The 20,164-nt window shown below is 74.6% G+C and carries 13 protein-coding genes and 1 pseudogene; 9 read left to right on the top strand and 5 right to left on the bottom strand.

The genetic code is table 11. The features are described from left to right. Window positions 1-37: 37 nt before the first annotated feature. The 4 genes and pseudogenes from ACI2LW_RS02405 to ACI2LW_RS02390 all read left to right on the top strand — a co-directional run bounded on the left by ACI2LW_RS02405 (window position 38) and on the right by ACI2LW_RS02390 (window position 7,859). Window positions 38-1,801, top strand: a complete 1,764-nt coding sequence (locus ACI2LW_RS02405) for a serine/threonine-protein kinase (RefSeq protein ID WP_404729242.1) — start codon at window positions 38-40, stop codon at window positions 1,799-1,801. 588 nt (window positions 1,802-2,389) lie between these two features. Beyond that, a pseudogene (locus tag ACI2LW_RS02400) lies at window positions 2,390-4,209 on the top strand (protein kinase). Window positions 4,210-4,372: 163 nt separating this feature from the next. Further along, entirely contained in the window at window positions 4,373-5,986 is a 1,614-nt protein-coding gene (locus tag ACI2LW_RS02395) for a succinic semialdehyde dehydrogenase (protein WP_404729241.1), read from the top strand. Window positions 5,987-6,026: 40 nt separating this feature from the next. Continuing rightward, complete coding sequence (locus tag ACI2LW_RS02390; protein WP_404729240.1) at window positions 6,027-7,859, top strand: GMC oxidoreductase; 1,833 nt, start codon at window positions 6,027-6,029, stop codon at window positions 7,857-7,859. 195 nt (window positions 7,860-8,054) lie between these two features. Here ACI2LW_RS02390 and ACI2LW_RS02385 read toward each other — a convergent pair whose 3' ends face one another. Beyond that, complete coding sequence (locus ACI2LW_RS02385) at window positions 8,055-9,050, bottom strand: LAETG motif-containing sortase-dependent surface protein (RefSeq protein WP_404729239.1); 996 nt, start codon at window positions 9,048-9,050, stop codon at window positions 8,055-8,057. Between the two features lie 218 nt (window positions 9,051-9,268). Here ACI2LW_RS02385 and ACI2LW_RS02380 point away from each other — a divergent pair, with 218 nt between their 5' ends. Beyond that, complete coding sequence (locus tag ACI2LW_RS02380) at window positions 9,269-10,456, top strand: hypothetical protein (RefSeq protein WP_404729238.1); 1,188 nt, start codon at window positions 9,269-9,271, stop codon at window positions 10,454-10,456. A 767-nt stretch (window positions 10,457-11,223) separates the two neighbouring features. Here ACI2LW_RS02380 and ACI2LW_RS02375 read toward each other — a convergent pair. Next, window positions 11,224-11,511, bottom strand: coding sequence for a chorismate mutase (locus ACI2LW_RS02375; protein ID WP_404729237.1), 288 nt, complete (start codon window positions 11,509-11,511; stop codon window positions 11,224-11,226). Window positions 11,512-11,832: 321 nt separating this feature from the next. Here ACI2LW_RS02375 and guaA point away from each other — a divergent pair, with 321 nt between their 5' ends. Then, the gene (guaA, locus tag ACI2LW_RS02370; protein WP_404729236.1) at window positions 11,833-13,413 is read left to right on the top strand and encodes a glutamine-hydrolyzing GMP synthase; all 1,581 of its coding nucleotides are present in this window, start codon (window positions 11,833-11,835) and stop codon (window positions 13,411-13,413) included. A gap of 9 nt (window positions 13,414-13,422) precedes the next feature. Here guaA and ACI2LW_RS02365 read toward each other — a convergent pair whose 3' ends face one another. After that, complete coding sequence (locus tag ACI2LW_RS02365) at window positions 13,423-13,905, bottom strand: pyridoxamine 5'-phosphate oxidase family protein (RefSeq protein ID WP_404729235.1); 483 nt, start codon at window positions 13,903-13,905, stop codon at window positions 13,423-13,425. Between the two features lie 139 nt (window positions 13,906-14,044). Here ACI2LW_RS02365 and ACI2LW_RS02360 point away from each other — a divergent pair, with 139 nt between their 5' ends. The 3 genes from ACI2LW_RS02360 (at window position 14,045) to ACI2LW_RS02350 (ending at window position 17,264) form a co-directional block, all read left to right on the top strand. Next, entirely contained in the window at window positions 14,045-14,839 is a 795-nt protein-coding gene (locus ACI2LW_RS02360; protein ID WP_404729234.1) for a class II aldolase/adducin family protein, read from the top strand. A 298-nt stretch (window positions 14,840-15,137) separates the two neighbouring features. After that, complete coding sequence (locus ACI2LW_RS02355) at window positions 15,138-16,415, top strand: hypothetical protein (RefSeq protein WP_404729233.1); 1,278 nt, start codon at window positions 15,138-15,140, stop codon at window positions 16,413-16,415. Between the two features lie 318 nt (window positions 16,416-16,733). After that, window positions 16,734-17,264, top strand: coding sequence for a DoxX family protein (locus ACI2LW_RS02350; protein ID WP_404729232.1), 531 nt, complete (start codon window positions 16,734-16,736; stop codon window positions 17,262-17,264). A 56-nt stretch (window positions 17,265-17,320) separates the two neighbouring features. Here the strand turns inward: ACI2LW_RS02350 and ACI2LW_RS02345 are convergent, their stop codons facing one another. After that, window positions 17,321-17,572, bottom strand: a complete 252-nt coding sequence (locus ACI2LW_RS02345) for a hypothetical protein (RefSeq protein ID WP_404729231.1) — start codon at window positions 17,570-17,572, stop codon at window positions 17,321-17,323. Then, window positions 17,559-18,968, bottom strand: a complete 1,410-nt coding sequence (locus ACI2LW_RS02340) for a PspC domain-containing protein (RefSeq protein ID WP_404729230.1) — start codon at window positions 18,966-18,968, stop codon at window positions 17,559-17,561. The genes ACI2LW_RS02345 and ACI2LW_RS02340 overlap by 14 nt, the downstream gene beginning before the upstream one ends. Window positions 18,969-20,164 lie beyond the last annotated feature (1,196 nt).

Genomic DNA, 20,164 nt, shown 5'->3' with positions numbered 1-20,164 from the left:
CCCGGAAGGGGAGGTTCGATGCGGCATGATGGGGCGCATGGGGACCGAGGGGGACGACTGCCGTGTCATCGCGGGCCGTTACCGCCTGGAGGCGCGGCTCGGGCGCGGGGGCATGGGAGTCGTGTGGCGGGCGACCGACCAGTTGCTCGCGCGAAAGGTGGCGGTCAAGGAACTGCCGTTCGACGAGACGCTGTCCGCCGAGGAGGCCAGGCTCCAGCGCGAGCGCACACTGCGCGAGGCCCGCGCGGTCGCCCAGCTGAGGCATCCGCACGTCATCGTCGTCCATGACATCGTGGAGGAGAACGAACGCCCCTTCATCGTCATGGAGTTGATCGACGGCGGCTCGCTGGCCGACCGGATCGCCGGGCGCGGGCCGGTGGACGCGGCCGAGGCCGCCCGGATCGGTGTCGCCCTGCTGAGCGCGCTGCGTACGGCGCACGCGGCGGGGGTCCTGCACCGCGACATCAAGCCCGCGAACGTCCTGATGGAGTCCGGCACCGACCGGGTGGTTCTGACCGACTTCGGCATCGCCCAGGTGGCGGGCGCGACCACGCTCACCGAGACCGGCTCCTTCGTCGGATCGCCCGAGTACACCGCGCCCGAGCGGATGTCCGGGGCCAGGACCGGTCCGGAGTCGGACCTGTGGTCGCTCGGCGCGCTGCTGTGCACCGCGCTCAGCGGCGAGTCGCCGTTCCGGCGCGACTCGCTGGGCGGCATCCTGCACGCGGTCGTCTTCGACGAGATCCGGCCGCCCGCACAGGCCGCCCCGATCCTTCCCGTCGTCCGGGGCCTGCTGGAACGCGATCCGGAGCGGCGGCTGACGGCGGCCGAGGCGGAGGGGATGCTGCGGGCCTTCCTGGAGACGGGCCGCCCGCCGAAGCCGTCCGCCCGCTACAGCGCGACCCGGCGTGACACGCCGCGCACGGCGGCGCCGGCGACCCCGCCGGTGCCGGCCGGCACGCCGTCCGGGGCCGCCGTATCGGGGACAGATGCCGGTGCCGGTGCCGGTGCCGGTGCGGGGCCGGGGACGGGTGCCGGCGCGGGCCCGGCGACGGTCGCGGGCGAGGGCGCGGCGCCCGAGCGGCACTCCACGCGAGGGGTGCTGGTGGCGGCGCTGCTGGTGGCCGCGATGGCCGGGGCGGGCGTGTCCGCGGCGGCCCTGCTGATGCGGTCGGGCGGCGACGCGGACGGGGGGCCGACGACCCCGGCCCCGCACTCGGCCGTGAGCGCCACCACGGGCACGGCGTCCCGGCCGTCTCCGCCGCACGCGTCGACGGCCTCGCCGTCGTCCACGGCCACGACCGGCCGTCCCGCCACCGCCACCACCGGCTCCGGCGCCTCGGCGGCCAACGGCGCGGGCGCGCCGTCGGGTTACCACGTGGTGCGGGACCCGGCCGGCTTCTCGGTCGCCGTACCGGACGAGTTCACCCGCGACCGGCAGGGCGAGCGGATCTTCTACCTGTCACCCGGGGAGACCTTCCGGCTCGGCATCAAGGTCACCCGTCCGGGCACGGGGGGCCCGCTGGCGGTGATGCGCCGTGCGGACGCCGCCGGCCCGGACACCAACCCGGGCTACCACGACGGCCGGGTCACCGGCACCTCCCACCGCGGGCATCCCGCCGCGCTGTGGGAGTTCTCCTGGAACGGCTTCAGCGCCCTGGAGGGCCCGCGCCACACCTACGACCTGTGCTGGGAGCAGGACGGGCGGATGTACGACGTGTGGGTGTCGGCGCCGGTCGGCAAGGTGCGGGAGGCGAAGGAGTACTTCGACGTGGCGGTGGACACCTTCGCCCCGCACTGAGCGTGGGCGCGGTGCGGTGCTGCCCCGGCGGGTGGCCCCGCGAAGTAGCCCTGGCGGGTGGCCCCGGCGGGTGGTCCCGCGAAGTAGCCCTGGTGGGCGGTCCCGGCGGGTGGTCCCGCGAAGTAGCCCTGGTGGGCGGTCCCGGCGGGTGGTCCCGCGAAGTAGCCCTGGCGGGCGGTCCCGGCGGGTGGTCCCGCGAAGTAGCCCTGGTGGGCGGTCCCGGCGGGTGGTCCCGCGAAGTAGCCCTGGCGGGCGGTCCCGGCGGGTGGTCCCGCGAAGTAGCCCTGGCGGGCGGTCCCGGCGGGTGGTCCCGCGAAGTAGCCCTGGCGGGTGGCCCCGGCGGGTGGTCCCGCGAAGTAGCCCTGGCGGGTGGCCCCGGCGGGTGGTCCCGCGAAGTAGCCCTGGCGGGCGGTCCCGGCGGGTGGCCCCGCCAAGTAGCCCCGGCGGGTGGTCCCGGCAGGTCGTCCTGGCAGGGGGCGTCCGGTCCGGCCCGGGCCCGCACAGGTCCGTTCCCCGTAGGTCACGGGTCTGTGACCACGGGCCCCACGCGGTGGAGACGGGGGTGCCGGTCGCGATATGGATGGACGTATGAGCAGCAACGGGGGAGCCCGCCCAGGGTCCGACGAGCCGACGAGTTTCGCTCTGCGACCGCCCGACCCGCAGGCGCGGGTGCCCCATCCGCAGAACCCGTACGCCACACCGGCGCCGGGCCCCGGGGACGGTCCGCGACAGCCCGCCCCCGAGGGCGGACATCCGCAGGGCGCACACCCGTCGGGCGGCCAGGCGGCGCAGGGCCACCCGCAGGGCGCACACCCGTCGGGCGGCCAGGCGGCGCAGGGCCACCCGCAGGGCGCGGACCCGCAAGGCGCGCACCCGCAAGGCGCGGACCCGCGGGGCGCGACCGCGGGCGCACCGTCGCAGGACCCGGGCGCCGGGCGGCTGATCGCCGGGCGCTACCGCCTGCTGGCCAAGCTGGGGCACGGCGGCATGGGCACCGTCTGGCGGGCCCATGACGAGACCGTGGACCGCGAGGTCGCCGTCAAGGAGCCGCGCGTCCCCGACCACCTTCCCGAGCGGGAACGCGCCAACGCCTTCGAGCGGATGCGCCGCGAGGCCCGCGCCGCGGCCCGGCTCGACCACCCCGCGGTCGTCAACGTGCACGACGTCGCCGTCGTCGACGGACAGCCGTGGATCGTCATGGAACTGGTCCAGGGCCGTTCGCTGGGCAGCGCCCTGCAGGAGGGCACCCTCGACGTGCGGGAGGCGGCCCGGATCGGTCTGGAGGTGCTGGGCGCGCTCGAGGCCGCGCACGCGGCGGGCATCCTGCACCGGGACGTCAAGCCGGACAACATCCTGCTCGGCCGGTACGGCCGGACCGTCCTCACCGATTTCGGCATCGCGCAGATCGAGGGCGAGACCAGCCTGACCGACACCGGCGGCTTCGTCGGCTCGCCGGAGTACATCGCGCCGGAGCGGGTGCTGGGCCGGCGGCCGGGCCCGGCGAGCGATCTGTGGTCCCTCGGCGTGGTGCTGTACGCGGCCACGGAGGGCGTCTCGCCGTTCCGCCGCAGCAACACCCCGGCCACCATCCAGTCGGTCCTCAACGCCACCCCCGCCCCGCCGGCGGCCGCGGCCGGCCCGCTCGCCGAGGCCGTCACCGGCCTGCTGCACAAGGACCCGGCGCACCGCCCGGACGCCGCCCGGGTCCGCGCCCTCCTCCAGGCCGCCGCCGCGCCGCCCGCCCCGGCGCCCACGCAGGTGATCCACCGGACCGCGGGGGACGGACGGGCCTTCCGGCCCGGGCGCCGCACCTGGACCGGCCTCGGCGCGGGCCTGGCGGCCGCGGCGGTGACGGCGTACGTCCTGGTCGCCGACCCGTTCGCGGGGCCGCTGCCGGACCACTGGTCGACCCACCACGAGAAGGACGTGGCCGCCACGCTCGCGGTGCCCGACGGCTACCGCGCCACCTACCCCGACCGGCGGACGGACAAGAGCCACTGGGTCTCCTACAGCGACCTGAGCGGCAGCATCTCGGTGGGCCTGAGCCTGACCCGGAAGGCCGAGGACACGGCCACGCCATCCAGGACACCGCCGCCGCCCAGATGTACAAGGACAACGGCGACTTCAAGCAGTCCGGCGACTACGGCCTCGGCATGCCGGCCGGCCCGCGCACCGAGCCCCGCGACGCCACGTTCCACGGCGAACAGGCCGCCGAGAACACGATCGCGTACACCACCGACGACAGCCGCAACCCGCTGCCGCGCGAACTGCGGATCTTCTACTACAAGACCTCCGGCGGCGACCTGTACAAGCTCACCGTCGGCTACCCGGGCAAGGGCGACTTCACCGCACGCGGCCGCGAAGTGGCCCGTACGGCCATCGAGAACCTGAAGGTGGACAAGATGTAGCGCCCGGCACCGGGCCGGCGCCGGGCCCGCACCGGGCCATCCGCGCCCACAACGCGCTGATCAGGGCATTCGTTGCCAGTGATCACTGGCGCCGTGTGTGCAGTCGGTGAATCCCATTACCGACGGGTACACAAAGACCCCGCCGCGGCATACCCTGCGCCTCATGACGGACGCGCAGGCCCCGGCACAGACCGGCACGAATCCCCTGGCACCCGCCCCCGCGGGCGCCCGCACCGCCGCCGACGTGGTGACCCCGCAACTGGTCGCCCAGCTCACCAAGGGCGTCGTCGGCTCCGGCCGGACCGCCAACCACACGCCGTTCACCGGTGAGAAGCTCGCCGACCTGCCCGAGTCCACCCCCGAGGACGTGGCCACCGCCTTCGAACGCGCCCGCGCCGCCCAGGCGGTGTGGGCGAACACCCCGGTACGGCAGCGCGCCGCCGTCCTGCTGCGCTTCCACGACCTGGTGCTGGAGCGGCAGGCCGAGGTCCTCGACCTGATCCAGCTGGAGACCGGCAAGGCCCGGCTGCACGCGCACGAGGAGGTGCAGGCGGTCGCCGTGGCCGCCCGGCACTACGGCCGCAGGGCACCCGCCTATCTGCGGCCCAAGCGGCACGCCGGCGCCATGCCCACCCTCACCCGCGTCACCGAACTGCGCCACCCGCGCGGCGTCGTCGGCCAGATCGCCCCCTGGAACTACCCGCTGGAGCTGTCCGTCGGCGACGCGCTGCCCGCCTTCGTCGCGGGCAACGCGGTGGTGATGAAGCCCGACACCGAGACCTGCCTGACCGCCCTGTGGGCGAGGGACCTGCTGATCGAGGCCGGGCTGCCCGCCGAGGTGTTCCAGGTCGTCATCGGCGACGGCCCGGTCGTCGGCCCGGAGGTCGTCCGGCACGCCGACTACGTCTCCTTCACCGGCTCCACCCGCACCGGCCGCGAGGTCGCCCAGGGCGCCGCGGCCCGCCTCGTCGGCGTCTCCCTCGAACTCGGCGGCAAGAACGCCATGCTGGTGCTCGACGACGCCGACGTGGACAAGGCGGCGGCCGGGGCGGTCCGCGCCTGCTTCTCCTCCGCCGGCCAGCTGTGCATCTCCATCGAGCGGCTGTACGTCCACGAAAGGATCGCGGACGCCTTCCTGGAGCGCTTCGCCGCCCGGACCAGGGCGATGCGGCTGGGCACTTCCCTCGCCTACGGCGCCGACATGGGCTCGCTGGTCGGCGAGCGCCAGCTGCAGACCGTCACCCGGCACGTGGAGGAGGCCGTCGCCAAGGGCGCCAAGGTGCTCGCCGGGGGCGTCGCCCGCCCGGACGTCGGCCCGTACTTCTTCGAGCCGACCATCCTCGACGGCGTCGAGGCGCCGATGTCGGTGTGCACGGAGGAGACCTTCGGCCCCGTCGTCTCGGTCTACCGCTTCGGCAGCGACGACGAGGCGGTCGAGCGCGCCAACTCCACGCCGTACGGCCTGAACGCGTCGGTGTGGACCAGGGACGCCCGCCGGGGTCGCGAGATCGCCGCCCGGCTGCGCACCGGCACCGTGAACATCAACGAGGGCTACGCCCCCGCCTACGGCAGCGTCCAGTCCCCGATGGGCGGCATGAAGGACTCCGGACTCGGCCGCCGGCACGGCTCCGAGGGCATCCTCAAGTACACCGAGGCGCAGACCGTCGCCCAGCAGCGGCTGCTGCCCATGGCGCCCTCGCTCGGCATGGACGACGAGAGGTACGCGGCGTTCATGAGCCGCAGCCTGAGGCTGATGAAGACGTTCCGTTTCCGCTAGGCCGCCGGTTCCCCACGCCGGTTCTCAACGAGGAGAGCACGTGTCGCAGGAGAAGTCCGTCCAGACCCGGGACCAGGACGGGTACGACGAGGGGTACGACGAGGACGGGTACGACTACGACGTCGTCGTCGTGGGGTCGGGGTTCGGCGGGTCCGTCTCCGCGCTCCGCCTGTCCGAGAAGGGCTACCGGGTCGGCGTGCTCGAGGCGGGCCGCCGCTTCACCCGCGAGACCCTGCCGAAGAACTCCTGGGACCTGAAGAACTACCTGTGGGCCCCGAAGCTCGGCATGTACGGCATCCAGCGCATCCACCTGCTGGGCAATGTGATGGTGCTGGCCGGCGCGGGCGTCGGCGGCGGCTCCCTCAACTACGCCAACACCCTCTACGTACCGCCGAAGGCCTTCTTCGAGGACCCGCAGTGGCGTGACATCACCGACTGGCAGGAGGAGTTGAGCCCCTACTACGACCAGGCCAGACGGATGCTCGGGGTCCGGCTCAACCCGACGACGACCCCCTCCGACGTGCATCTGAAGGCGGCGGCCGAGCGGATGGGCGTGGGCGACACCTTCCACATGGCGCCGGTCGGGGTGTTCTTCGGCGACGGCGAGGACGGCGACGGCACGGCCCGGGCCGAGCCCGGCCAGCGGGTCCCCGACCCGTACTTCGGCGGTGCGGGGCCCGAGCGCAGGGCGTGCACGGAGTGCGGGGAGTGCATGACCGGCTGCCGCCACGGGGCGAAGAACACGCTCAACGAGAACTACCTCTACCTGGCCGAGAAGGCCGGCGCGGTGGTCCACCCGATGACGACGGTCGTCTCGGTCACCGACGACTCCCGGGGCGGCTACGCCATCGCCACGCTGCCGACGGACGACAGGAAGAAGGGCAGGGGCCGCCTGTTCACGGCCCGCCGGGTGGTGCTGGCGGCCGGAACCTACGGCACCCAGACGCTGCTGCACCGCATGAGGGCGGGCCGGCAGCTGCCCCACCTCTCGCCCCGGCTGGGCGAGCTGACCCGCACCAACTCCGAGGCGCTGGTGGGCGCGCAGACCGACGACCGGCGCTACCGGAAGGCGACCGGCGAGCCGAGGGCCGACTTCACCCGCGGGGTCGCCATCACCTCCTCCATCCACCCGGACGAGAACACCCACATCGAGCCGGTCCGCTACGGCAAGGGCTCCAACTCCATGGGCAGCCTGTCGATCCTCCAGGTCCCCTACGCGGAGGGCTCCTCCCGGGTCGCGGCCTGGCTGGGCAACGCCGTGCGCCACCCGCTGCTGGTGCTGCGCTCCCTGTCCAACCGCCGCTGGTCGGAGCGGACCATCATCGGCCTGGTGATGCAGTCCCTGGACAACTCCCTGACCACGTACCTGAAGCCGGACGGCGTCGGCAAGGGCCTGCTCACCGCCCGCCAGGGCCACGGCTCGCCCAACCCCAAGCAGATCAAGGCGGCCACCGAGAGCGCCTCCGCGCTCGCCGCCGAGATCAACGGCTTCGCCGGCTCCAACGTCGGCGAGCTGATGGGCACTCCGCTGACCGCGCACTTCCTCGGCGGCTGCCCGATCGGCGACTCGCCCGAGACCGGCGTGATCGACCCCTACCACCGCCTCTACGGCCACCCCGGCATCTCGGTGGTCGACGGGGCGGCGGTCTCGGCCAACCTGGGCGTCAACCCGTCGCTGACCATCACCGCGCAGGCCGAGCGGGCGATGTCGTACTGGCCCAACAAGGGCGAGGCGGACCCGCGTCCGGCGCAGGGGGCGGCCTACGAGCGGCTGAAGCCGGTCGAGCCGCGCCACCCGGCCGTGCCCGAGGGCGCCTTCGGCGCGCTGCGGCTGCCGTTCCTCGGGATGCCGGCGGTGCCGCCGAAGAAGTAGCCCGCACCCGCCGAAGAAGTAGCCCTCACCCCGGGACCGCCCTCACCCCGGGACCGCCCTCACCCCGGGACCGCCCTCACCCCGGGACCGCCCTCACCCCGGGTCAGCCCGAGCCCGGCAGCAGCACCCGGACATGAGAGAAGGACCTGTGCCCCCCTCCTGGCACAGGTCCTTCTCCTGCTCTCGGCGTGCCGCTTACGCGTTGGCGCCGGCCTTGCGGCGGCGCACCGCGAACACGGTGCCCGCACCGGCGACCACCGCGGCGCCGCCGACCAGCGCGATCATGGGCAGCACGGAGCTGGAGCCGGTCTCGGCGAGGCTGCCGGTGACGTCGTGGGTGTTGGTGGAGTTCGGCTTCTCGGACGGGAGCGGGACCTTGCCGCCTTCCTGCGGCTCGGTGCCGGTGGTGTCCGTGCCGGCCTTGACGATCTGCAGGATGTAGTGCGCCTCGTCCGAGCCGATGCAGTTCTCCTGCTCGTCGAAGTAGAGGCCGCCGCCGATGGTCAGACCGGCGCCGACCGGGGCGTTGGCCTTGACGTTCAGACGCAGCTGGTAGTCGACCGTCCTGCCGCCGCCGATGTCCGACAGGTCGAGGTAACCCACGGAGTGGCCCTCGCCGTCCGTGACGTTCTCCCAGACACCGTCGTGCTTGACCTGGAGCTGGACCTGGCCGGTGCTGAAGGCGTTCTCGGCGCTGGGGTCGTTCGGGCCGACACCGGCGTAGAAGACGACGTCCTTGACGTCGGTCTTCGTCGGGTTGCTGACGGAGAGCGTGAAGGGGTGCCAGCCGCTGCCGACCGCTATCTTGCCGGGCAGCCCGACGAGACGGGCGTCCAGCTTGGACTGGTAGCCCTCGTTCTCCTCGCAGATGCCGGAGGGTTCGGTCGGCTCCTCGGTGGGCTCGGCGGACTTGGTGGGCGTCGGCTTGGGGGCCGGGGTGGAGGCCGAGGCGGTCGCGGACGGCGTGGCCTCGGCGGTCGTCCCGCCGGACGGGGTGGTCTCCGGGGTGGTGGCCGGAGTCGACTCGGGTGCGCTGCTCGACGATGTGGACGTCGCGGGCGTCGACTCGGACGCCGTCACGGTCGGCGTGGTGGCGCCGTCCTCGGCGAACGCGACCGGAGCCGACAGGAGTGCGAGCGGAGCGATGACTGCCGTCGTGGCCGCGGTGACCATGGCGCGGCGAAGCTTCATTGAAGACCTCGGGAATTTTGTGCGCTGCCCCAGGGCGGCGCGAAGGTCGGGGGGAGGCCTCCGCGTGTGGGGCGCGGGCATGGGCCTTGGTTCTGCAGATGTGACCAAGGAGGGCTGTGAATGGTTGTGCTCCCTTTCACAGCTTTCTCATGTGCTCTGTGTCACATATTGAGAGATCTTTTGCCGGTGCAGTTCCCTGCCCCGTACAACTGTGCAGCGTGCCTGACAAGTCCCCCGAAGTGCCCGACGACGTCTGGGAGCGGTTCCTGCGCGACAGCGAACAGGAGATCCGCGCCTCGGCCCCCAAGGAACCCTCCGCCCGCGCCCGCATGGTGACGGAGCGTCTGCGGCAACTGGACGAGGAGCACGCGAGCAGGTCCGGCGGCAGACGGCGGTGGTGGCGGCGCTCGGGCGACGACCGGGCGGCCGTGCACGGTGCCTGGCGGCCCGAGGGCTGGCGCACCGCACCCGCCGGGGCCCAGGCCGCCGCGACGCGCCGGCGCCGCCTCTGGGGCCTGATCGGGGTGCCGCTGGCGGTGGCCGTCGCCGTCGTGGTGATCCGGCCGTCGCTGATACCGGGCGACCCCTTCGGCGCGGGCGGCCCGGCCGCCGCGGACTCGGCGCCGCCCCTGCCCGCGGAGACCGCGCGGCCCACCGGCCCGCCCTCCGCCGCGCCCGGCGTGGCCACCCTCGCCCACCCGTTCGCCGGTTCCCCGGCGGAGCGCTGGGCCGACGGGGCCGACGGCATCGTCGTGCCCGAGGGCCGGGCGACGGGCGCCTTCTCCGCGCGGCAGGTGGCCGGGGCGCTGGCGCAGACCAAGAAACTGCTCGTCGCGGCCAATCTCGACCCCGCCACCCTGCGCGGCGAGCACCCCACGGCCGCGCTCGCCGTGCTCGATCCGCGCCAGCCGAAGGTGCGGGCCCGTCTCGAGGCGGCGCTGCGCGACCCGAGCCGGGAGAACGACCCGCTGACGCTGTTCTCCCGCTTCGACCCGAGGGAGGTCCGGCCGGCCGGTGACGTCGTCAAGCTCCGCGGCCGCATGACCTTCCGGGAGAGCGCGCACGAGTCCGTGACCGTGCACGCCGACTACACCTTCGTCTATCCGCTGGTCCGCCCCGGCGGCGACGAGGTGGCCCGCACCATCGTGCGCCGCGTCCTCGACCTCCAGCTGCCGAACCCGGCGCACTACCGGACCACTCCCGGGCGCCTGACGCTGCTGCGCAACCTCGAGTCCGCCGGCAACTCGGCCTGCGAGGTCTACGACGGCTTCCTGCACCCCCGGTTCGGCTCGGGCGCCGGGGCCACGGGCGCCCCGGCCACCGGCCCCACCGCCGACCCGTACGACCGCAGCCGGGACCTGGACCCCGCCCGCCCGGAAACCTGCGGCACGGTCACCCGCACCTGACGGCCTGCCGACCGCACCCGAGGCCTGCCGACCGCACTTGATGGCCTGTTGGCCGCACCTGGCGGCCTGCCGACCGCACTTGATGGCCTGCCGACCGCACCTGACGGCCTGCCGACCGCAGGTGACAGCCGACCGCGACCGACGGCCAGTCGCACCCGGCGGTGAGGGGCCCCGCGGAGTCAGGTCCGGCGGGGTCTTGGCCATGCGGCGGCAAGTCCCGTGGCTCCTTGGCCGTTCGGGGCCAGGTCCCGTGAGGTTCCTCGCCGTGCGGAGGCCGGCCCTGCGGGGCCCTTGGCCGTGCGGCGCCAAGCCCCGTGGGCTCCTTGGCCGTTCGGGGTCAGGTCTCGTAGGGCCCTTGGCCATGCGGAGTCTGGCCCTGCGGGACCCTTTGCCGCGCAGGCGCGGGTCCCGTAGGGCCCTTGGCCTTCGGTGTCGACCTCGGCGTCAGGGCGGCGTTGCGCCGGCGCACGGAGGCGGCGGCGCCCCTGTTCCCGCCGGCCGGTCCCAGGCGTCCCCGGGACCGGCCGGCGGCGGGTGACCGGGCTGCTGTCCCCTGCCGTCCGGTCACTTCCCCGGAGCGAGGTCCCACGGCGCACGGTGCGATCCGTGCGCCTCATCGCTCCGGAGAGCCATACGCGCCGCCGTCGGGGCCGGCCCCTGGCCGGCCCGGACACCGCGATCAACGAGGCGGCACGGGCCGCGGTCACGCGCCGTACGGGTGAGAGGGGGAACGGGACGGCCGGGTGCGCGCCGGGCCGGGGCCCCGCTCAGACCCTGCCGCGGCACAGCTCCAGCAGGGTCATCGCCAGGGCCGTGCCCGGCCGGCCGAGCGCGTCCCGGTAGCGGCCGAGGATCTCCATCTCCCGGGACAGGTTCACCCGCCGGCCGCCCGAGGCGATGCGGGCCTCCTGGATCACGGCGGAGACGGCCATCCGTTCCTGGACCAGGCCGATGATCCGGTCGTCGAGCGCGTCGACGCGCTCCCGGGCGTCCGTGATCGCGTCCGCGGCCTCGGCGGTGCGCGCGCCGGTGTTGTCGGTGGTGGTGGCAGTCATCTCGGGGGCTCCTCACAGCTGGGCCGGTGCCCCGGAACGACAGGTCCCGCAAACGCCAGGCGCCCCGGGCCTTGTCGGCCCGGGGCGCCTGGGAAGTCGCTTGTCAGTAGCTCAAGCAGCACGACCATGGCAGCCGGCGGGCCGGATGCCATAGGTAAAGACGAAGGTCGTCGCGTGCGTGAGCATGGCCCCAGTATGCCATGGCCCCCGCCGCCCGGCCGGGGCCCGGGGCCCGGCCGCCGGGACGGGGACGGCTTCCCGCGGCCGTCTCGGTAGAATCGGCAAGCACAAGGACCCCGCCCCACCGCCGGAAGGCACCCCGTGTCATCAGCGTCCCCAGCCGCCGCCGCCCCCGACACCGTCCTGGTCGTCGACTTCGGCGCGCAGTACGCCCAGCTCATCGCCCGTCGCGTCCGCGAGGCCCGGGTCTACAGCGAGATCGTGCCGAGCACCATGCCGGTCCGGGAGATGCTCGCCAGGAACCCGGCGGCGATCATCCTCTCCGGCGGCCCCTCCTCGGTGTACGAGGAAGGCGCGCCCCGCCTGGACCGCGAGATCTTCGAGGCCGGCGTGCCGGTCTTCGGCATGTGCTACGGCTTCCAGCTGATGGCGCAGGTGCTCGGCGGCACGGTGGACAACACCGGGGCCCGCGAGTACGGCCGTACCGGCCTGACCGTGTCCAAGCCCTCCTCCACCCTCTTCGAGGGCACCCCCGCCGAGCAGTCCGTGTGGATGTCGCACGGCGACGCCTGCTCCGCCGCCCCCGAGGGCTTCACCGTCACCGCCTCCACCGACGTCGTGCCGGTCGCGGCCTTCGAGAACGACGACAAGAAGCTGTACGGCGTCCAGTACCACCCCGAGGTCATGCACTCCACGCACGGCCAGCAGGTGCTGGAGCACTTCCTGTACCGCGGCGCCGGCCTGAAGCCCGAGTGGACCACGGGCAATGTGATCGAGGAGCAGATCACCGCCATCCGCGAGCTGGTCGGCGACAGGCGGGCCATCTGCGGCCTGTCCGGCGGCGTGGACTCCGCGGTCGCCGCCGCCCTGGTGCAGAAGGCCATCGGCTCCCAGCTGACCTGCGTGTACGTCGACCACGGCCTGATGCGCAAGGGCGAGACCGAGCAGGTCGAGAAGGACTTCGTGGCCGCCACCGGCGTCCAGCTGAAGGTCGTGGACGCCGAGGAGCGCTTCCTCACCGCGCTGAAGGGGGTGAGCGACCCCGAGGAGAAGCGGAAGATCATCGGCCGGGAGTTCATCCGGGTCTTCGAGCAGGCCCAGGCCGAGATCATCGCGGACCAGGGCCCGGCGGTGGAGTTCCTGGTGCAGGGCACGCTGTACCCGGACGTGGTCGAGTCCGGCGGCGGCACCGGCGCCGCCAACATCAAGTCCCACCACAACGTCGGCGGTCTGCCCGAGGACCTCGAGTTCAAGCTGATCGAACCGCTGCGCAAGCTGTTCAAGGACGAGGTCCGCATGGTCGGCCAGGAGCTCGGCCTGCCCGAGGAGATCGTCCAGCGCCAGCCCTTCCCGGGCCCCGGCCTCGGCATCCGCATCGTCGGCGAGGTCACCAAGGAGCGCCTGGACCTGCTGCGCGAGGCCGACGCCATCGCCCGCGAGGAGCTGACGGCGGCCGGCCTGGACCGCGACATCTGGCAGTGCCCGGTGGTGCTGCTCGCGGACGTGCGCAGCGTCGGCGTGCAGGGCGACGGCCGCACCTACGGCCACCCGATCGTGCTGCGCCCGGTCTCCTCCGAGGACGCCATGACCGCCGACTGGTCCCGGCTGCCGTACGAGGTGCTGGCGAAGATCTCCACCCGCATCACCAACGAGGTGCGGGACGTCAACCGCGTGGTCCTCGACGTGACCTCCAAGCCGCCGGGCACCATCGAGTGGGAGTAGTCCCGCCGGTCAGGTCCGCCGGAGGGTGCGCACCGGCTCTCCGGGCCGCCAGAACTGGGTGACCAGGTACCTGTCGTCCTCGACGAAGGTCCGTACGACCTCCGTCAGCTCGGTGCGGAAGAGGTGGAACGGCTCCGGCGGTTCCACCTCTTTCACGTACGCGGCCTTCACCGCCGCCTCCGCCGCCTCCGTCACCTCGACCGCCCGGCCGGCGATCCGTACGTCGCCGCCGCCCATCGAGGTGCCCGGACCCGGGTTGGCCTGGAGCGCGAACCTGGCGTCCCGCCGCAGGTCGAGCGCCTTCAGCGAGTCGGGCATCATGCCGAACCACAGCTCGCCGTCCAGGAAGCGCACCTCCAGGCCGCTGGTGCGGGGCGAGCCGTCCTTGCGCAGGGTGGCCAGGACATGGTGGGTGAACGCGCCGAAGCGCTCCTCGACGGTGCCGGCCAGTCCGGGTTCCGCGGCGGCGAAGGCCGCCCAGTTCGTCTTCATGCGGCGAGTGTGCCGCCGATACCCGACACCTTCTGTCGGGTATCGAGTGGCTGCCTCATCTTTACGAATCTGCGCTGTCATCCGGGGCTGACCGACGGTAACTTCCGCCCGTACGCCGATTCCGCGCCGGAGGACCCCCATGCACGGCCCCACTCCGCCCCCGCCCCTGCCCACCGACAAGCTGCAGTTCGCGATGCCGCCGATGCACGAGTCCGTCGAGGACGAACGCCGGCACCGCAAGGAACGGCTCGCGGGCGCGCTGCGGATCTTCGGCCGGCACGGCCTCGAGGACGGCGTCTCCGGGCACATCACCGCCCGCGACCCCGAGTTCAGCGACTGCTTCTGGGTGAACCCCTTCGGCATGCCCTTCAAGCACGTCACCGTGAGCGACCTCGTCCTCGCCAACCAGGACGGGCAGGTCATCGAGGGCCGCTACCACGTCAACCAGGCCGCGTTCACGGTGCACTCCCAGGTGCACGCCGCCCGCCCGGACGTCGTCGCGGTCGCCCACTGCCACTCGGTGCACGGGCGGGCCCTGGCCGCCCTGGGCGACCTGCTGGACCCGATCACCCAGGAGAGCTGCGCCTTCTACGAGGACCACGTCCTGTACGACTCCTACACCGGTGTCGCCGTCGACGCGGAGGAGGGCCGCCGCATCGCCGCCGCCCTGGGCTCCCGCAAGGCGCTGGTGCTGCGCAACCACGGCCTGCTGACGGTCGGCGACTCGGTGGACGCCGCCGCCTGGTGGTTCCTGTCGATGGACCGCTCCGCCCAGGTCCAGCTGACCGCCCGCGCGGCGGGCCGGCCGGTGCTGATCGACCACAAGCTGGCCGCGGCGACCCGGGAGCAGCTCGGCGGCGACCTGGTGGCGTGGATCAACTACCAGCCGCTGTGGCAGGACATCAGCCGCAGCGAACCCGACCTGCTGAGCTGACCGGCCTGCCGAGCTGACCGGCCGCTCCGGGCCGAGCCGGCCGGGCGAAGCCGAGTCGGCCGCGCGAAGCTGAATTGGCCCGCTCCGGGCCGAGCCGGCCGCGCGAGGCTGAGTTGGCCCGCTCGGGGCTGAGCCATAGGGGAATGCTCGCGGCCGGGTCAACCCGGGGAAGGGGGCTTCACCCGCACTGACCACACCTGGCGGACGAGGGCGGGGTGGGGTAGGGCACAATGCGCTCTCGGCGGCGGGGTGTGGTCCGCAGATCTGCTGCGGGTTCCGGGGAAGGCGGGCATCGGGCGTGGCGGTGCAGGAAGCGAGAGACGGCGCGGGCGCGGGTGCCCACGCGGGCGGCTGCACGTGCGGGGACTGCCCGCACGGGGCGCGTACCGGGCACCGGCGGGCCGTCGCCGAGTTCCTGCGCAAGCGGGACGAGTTCGCGGCCGGCCAGGGGCTGCCCGCGGCGGTGGCCCACTCGGCGCCGGCCTCCCGGCAGTGGGTCTCGGAGGAGCTCACGCAGTCGGCGGAGCGCGTCGCCGAGCGCGGCCGGGCCGAGGGCGGGATCCGGCTCGCGCGGCTGTGGCGCCGGACGGCGTGCGCGGTGTGGACGGCGGTCGTGCTGCTGCTGGTGGTGCAGGCGCTGACCGCGATCGGCGCCGGCTGGACCGCGGCGCGCACGGCGGGGCTGCTCGCGGCGCTGGTCGTGGGCGCGGGACTGACCGCCGCCTCGTGGTTCCACCGGGCGCGCGGCGGGGCGCTGGCCCCCGTCATCGGCGAGGACAACCGGCTGTCCACCTCGCGCGCGGTCGCCGCGGGCTGGGTGCTGTTCACGGTGTACGCGGTCCTGGTGCTGGCGGGCCGGCTCGCCGCGGCCTCCGGCCACGCCGAGCGCGACGCCCTGCTCTCCGGGCTGGATCTGGCCCGGGGCGCCGGGGTGGTGAGCGTGGTCGCCGTGGTGTGCGCGGTCGCGGTGCTGGTGCGGCGCGTGGTCGCGGTGCGGGTGCTCGGGCAGCGGCTGCAGAAGGTGCCGGCGGACCGGCCGCGCGCCGCCGACCTGCTGACCGACGACGCCGGGCGCGGCACCTTCGCCGACATCCAGTACGTCCTGATCAGCGCCGTGGCCCTGGTGTTCGCCGGGGTACGGCTGGCCCGGCGGCCCGATCAGCTGCCCGACCTGCCCTGGGGGCTCGCCCTGCTGGTCCTGGTGTCGGCGGCCACCTATCTGGCCGGCAAGTACGCCGAGGGCGGCCGGCCGGTGATCCTCTCGGTGGTCCGCGCCCGCGAGGCCGGCGACCTGGACGGGCCCGTCCGCACCGGCGACGACATCGAGATCCGCGGCGCGGGCTTCGTCCCGCCCGGCGCTCAGGGCGCCGACCGGCTGGCGCGGATGGTGGTGCGCATCGGCCCGGTCAACGTGCACGTCCCCCTGGTCCCGGTGGCGGGCGGGTTCAGCAACCCCACCGACACCGTGCTCACCGTGCCGGTCCCGGCGGACGTCGAGCCGGGCCGGGTCGAGGTGCAGCTGGTGACGGCGGCGGGCGTGGAGACCAACCGGTACGCGATCGACATCACCGAGTGACGGCGGACGGCCCTGGCGGTCCCGTCGGTCCCGGTGGTCCGGGCTGCCCCGACGGTCCCGACGGTCCCGACGGTCCGGGTGGACGTGGGCCGTACGGGCGGGTGTGGGCCGTACGGGGGATCAGGCGCGCGATTCACCCGGTATCCGTGTACTCGCGGCCCCACGGGGTATCGCGGACTGGGGTGACCACCCGGACGCGCGCGCCGAAGTCGCACGGAAGTCGGAAAATCGCCCCCGCAGGATTGAGCGAGCCCTTCCCCGCCTACGTATGAACTGTTGAGGGCTCAACGGCTTTGCGGTGAGAGGCGGCTGGTAGTGATGACGCACGGCGTTCGAACGGACACGCACACCTCGTACGTCGACCGGCGCGGCGACTGGCGGGACACCCTCGCCCGCTACGCCCTTCTTCCCCTGCGCGTCTTCCTGGGGGTCACCTTCATCTACGCCGGCATCGACAAGCTGACCGACAGCGCCTTCCTGAAGGCCGCCGGCTCCGGGTCGATCGGCGACACGATGCGCGCGGTCCGCGACTCCGCCGCCATCCCCGCCCTGGTCGACCTGGCCCTGAAGAACCCGGCCGGCTTCGGCTGCGCCATCGCCCTGGGGGAACTGGCCGTCGGCATCGGCGTCCTCGTCGGCCTGCTGGGCCGGCTGGCCGCGCTCGGCGGCGCGCTGATCTCCCTCAGCCTGTGGCTCACGGTCAGCTGGGCCTCCACCCCGTACTACTACGGCAACGACCTCGCCTATCTGATGGCGTGGCTGCCGCTCGTGCTGGCCGGCACCCCGATCCTCTCCCTCGACGCCGCGCTGCGGGCCCGGCGCGGGCGGGGGGCCGGGGACCTCCGGTAGCACCGGCCCCCCGCCGCCTGCCGCCTGCCCCTTCGGAGCGCGTACCGGCCGTCCCGTCAGCCCGCTTCCCCGGCCCCGGCCGGGGAGGACGGGCCGGTTCGGGCCGTCCGCGCCGTCCGGTGCCTGCGCACGGCCCGGCCGAGGAGTCCCACCGCGCCCGCGAGGCACAGGCCGCCCACGACCAGCGGGATCGCCGCGAACCACGGAATCTGCCAGGTCCCGGCCGCGTCCCCGGCGTAGAGGACGCCCGCGCCGGTCAGCACGATCCCGGCCACCAGCCTCCCGGGCTGGAACTCATGACGCAGCACGGCTCACCTCCGCCTGTCCCAGCCCGACCTCCAGGTCGAGGTCGAGGGTTCCCGCACCCCGGGCCGCCCCGGACGCCGGGGGCAGCGTGACCTGCCGGTGCCGGCCGGGGGCCACGTCCACGTCCTTCGAGCCGTCGCCCGGCAGCCGGATGTCGCCGATCCCCACGTCGACGGAGGCCCGCACGGTCACGTCCGGCGGGACGACCACCCGCAGCCGTCCCACCCCCACCTGCGCCCGGGTGCTCAGCGTCTGCCCCTTGCCCAGGTGGATGCGGGTCAGGTCCAAGGTGCCCTCCCCGGTGCCCAGGTCGTAGCCGTGCCGGACGTCCGCCGCCGCGGCCGGGCTCCACGTCCGGTGCACCCAGTGGGTGCCGATGTCCTTCGGCAGCGCCGCAGAGGTGGTGAGCAGGGCGGCGGTGACGAGCGCCAGCAGCACCGAGCCGGCGCCCGTGCGCCCCAGGAAGGCGCTCAGCCCGATGCCGAGGCCGAGGACGGCCAGCGCGCAGGCCAGCCCGGTCTGCAAGCTGGTGCCGAGCGCGTGGCCGTCCCAGGTCAGGCCGGTGCCGAGGCCGCCGGCGAGCAGCGCGAGCAGGAAGATCCAGCCGCCGGTCCGGCGCGGGCCGCGCGGACGGGGCGGCCCGGCGCCCGGGGAGCGGGCGAAGGCGCCCGCGCGGTCGCCGGGACCGATGCCCACGGCCGCCGCGACGTCCCGGTCGTGCGCGTCCGGCGGACCCCACAGATAGCCGGTGCCGCCGACATGCGTGCCGTCCTTGACGATCGGGTCCCGCCACCAGGACGGGTAGGCCGCGGGGACCGGCGGCGCCTGCGCCTCGGGCGGGGCGTCGGCGACCGCCTGGGCGGCGATGGGGCTTCCCCTGCTCGAGCGCGGCCCAGAGCTCGGGGAAGGATCGGGGTCGTGGGCGCCGCGGTGCTGCGACCAGTACCCCGCGCCCGCCAGCAGCAGGGACAGGACGACGGCGAAGGCGAGCACCCCGGCGTTGTTCAGCATGGACAGGAACACCCCGCAGCCGACCAGCGCGAACAGCACGGCCGCCAGCGCCTGCCCGTCCACCCGGCCGGTCAGGAGCTTGCGCACCTCGTTCTCCTCCTCGCCCACGTACGGCACGAAGAGCCACGCGAAGCCGTAGAAGATGAGGCCGATGCCACCGGTCGCGGCGAGCACGGCCAGCGTGATCCGGAAGATCACCGGGTCCATGTCGCACTGCCTGCCCAGCCCCGAGCAGACGCCGCCGATCAGCTTGGAGCGCCGGTCCCGCCGGAACCTCGCCGGGCTCCCGGCACCCTGCGGCCCCTCCGCGGCCGCCGCCGGGCCCGCGTCCGGCCCCGGACCGCGGCCCGGCTCGCGGCCGGGCGCGGTGTGCTGGTGATGCGTCATGGGGTCCATGGTGACGGTCGCCCGGCCGCCACGGCAGCGGGGGCGACCCTGGACAAACCCTGATTCTGCCCCTGAGCCCCGGCCCGGGCCCGAGCTACGCGACCCCGGCCGCGCCGCCCGCCTGCGGCGTCCGCCCGCGCCGCCGGGCTGCGCCGCCCGTGCCGGCCGCCTGCGGCGCAGGGCTGCGACGCCGGGGCGCCTGCGGGCACGCGGCAGCCCGCCGGCGATGCCCGCCTGCGGCGCCCGGTGCGTGTGCGGGAACGCGGCAACCCGCTCGCGCCGCCCGGCTGCGATGGCCGTCCGTGATGGCTGGCTGCCTGCGTCGTCGGGCTGCGCCGCCCGGCCGCGACGGCCGTCCGCGTCGCCCGGCTGCCTGCGACGCCCGCCCGCCCGTGCCGTCGGGCTGCGGCACCGAGCCGCGACGCCGGGCTGCGACGCCCGCTCGCGCCACCCGGCCGCTACGCCCGCTCGCGCCACGCAGCCGCGATGACCGCCCGACTGCGACGCCGGGCTGGGTCGGTCGCCGGTGAGGCCTGCCCGTGACGGCCGCCTGAGACGCGCGGCCGTGACGCCCGCTCGCCCTGCGCCGCCCGGCTGCGACGCCTGGCCGTGACGTCCGCCCGCCTGCGTCGTCGGGCTGCGGCACCGAGCCGCGACGCCTTGCGACGCCCGGTGCGCGTGCGGGCACGCGGCAACCCGCTCGCGGTTTTGCCCGCCTGCGGCGCCGGGCGGCGACGCCTGGCCGTGACGGCTGGCTGCCTGCGACGTCGCGCTGCGACGCCTGGCTGTGACGTCCGCCCGCCTGCGTCGTCGGGCTGCGGCACCGAGCCGCGACGCCGGGCTGCGATGCCCGCTCGCGCCACCCGGCTGCGACGGTCGCCCGCGACGCCCGGCTGCCTGCGACGCCTGGCTGTGACGTCCGCCCGCCTGCGTCGTCGGGCTGCGGCACCGAGCCGCGACGCCTGGCTGCGATGCCCGCTCGCGCTGCCCGGCTGCGACGGCCGCCCGCGACGCCCGGCTGCCTGCGACGCCTGGCCGTGGCGTCCGCCCGCCTGCGTCGTCGGGCTGCGGCACCGAGCCGCGACGCCTGGCTGCGACGCCCGCTCGCGCTGCCCGGCTGCGACGGCCGCCCGCGACGCCCGGCTGCCTGCGACGCCTGGCCGTGGCGTCCGCCCGCCTGCGTCGTCGGGCTGCGG

The organism is Streptomyces sp. NPDC004065 (assembly GCF_044903565.1).
GTDB lineage: Bacteria > Actinomycetota > Actinomycetes > Streptomycetales > Streptomycetaceae > Streptomyces.
The sequence above is the reverse complement of the archived record's forward strand: the minus strand, read 5'-3'. Positions and strand labels throughout refer to the sequence as shown.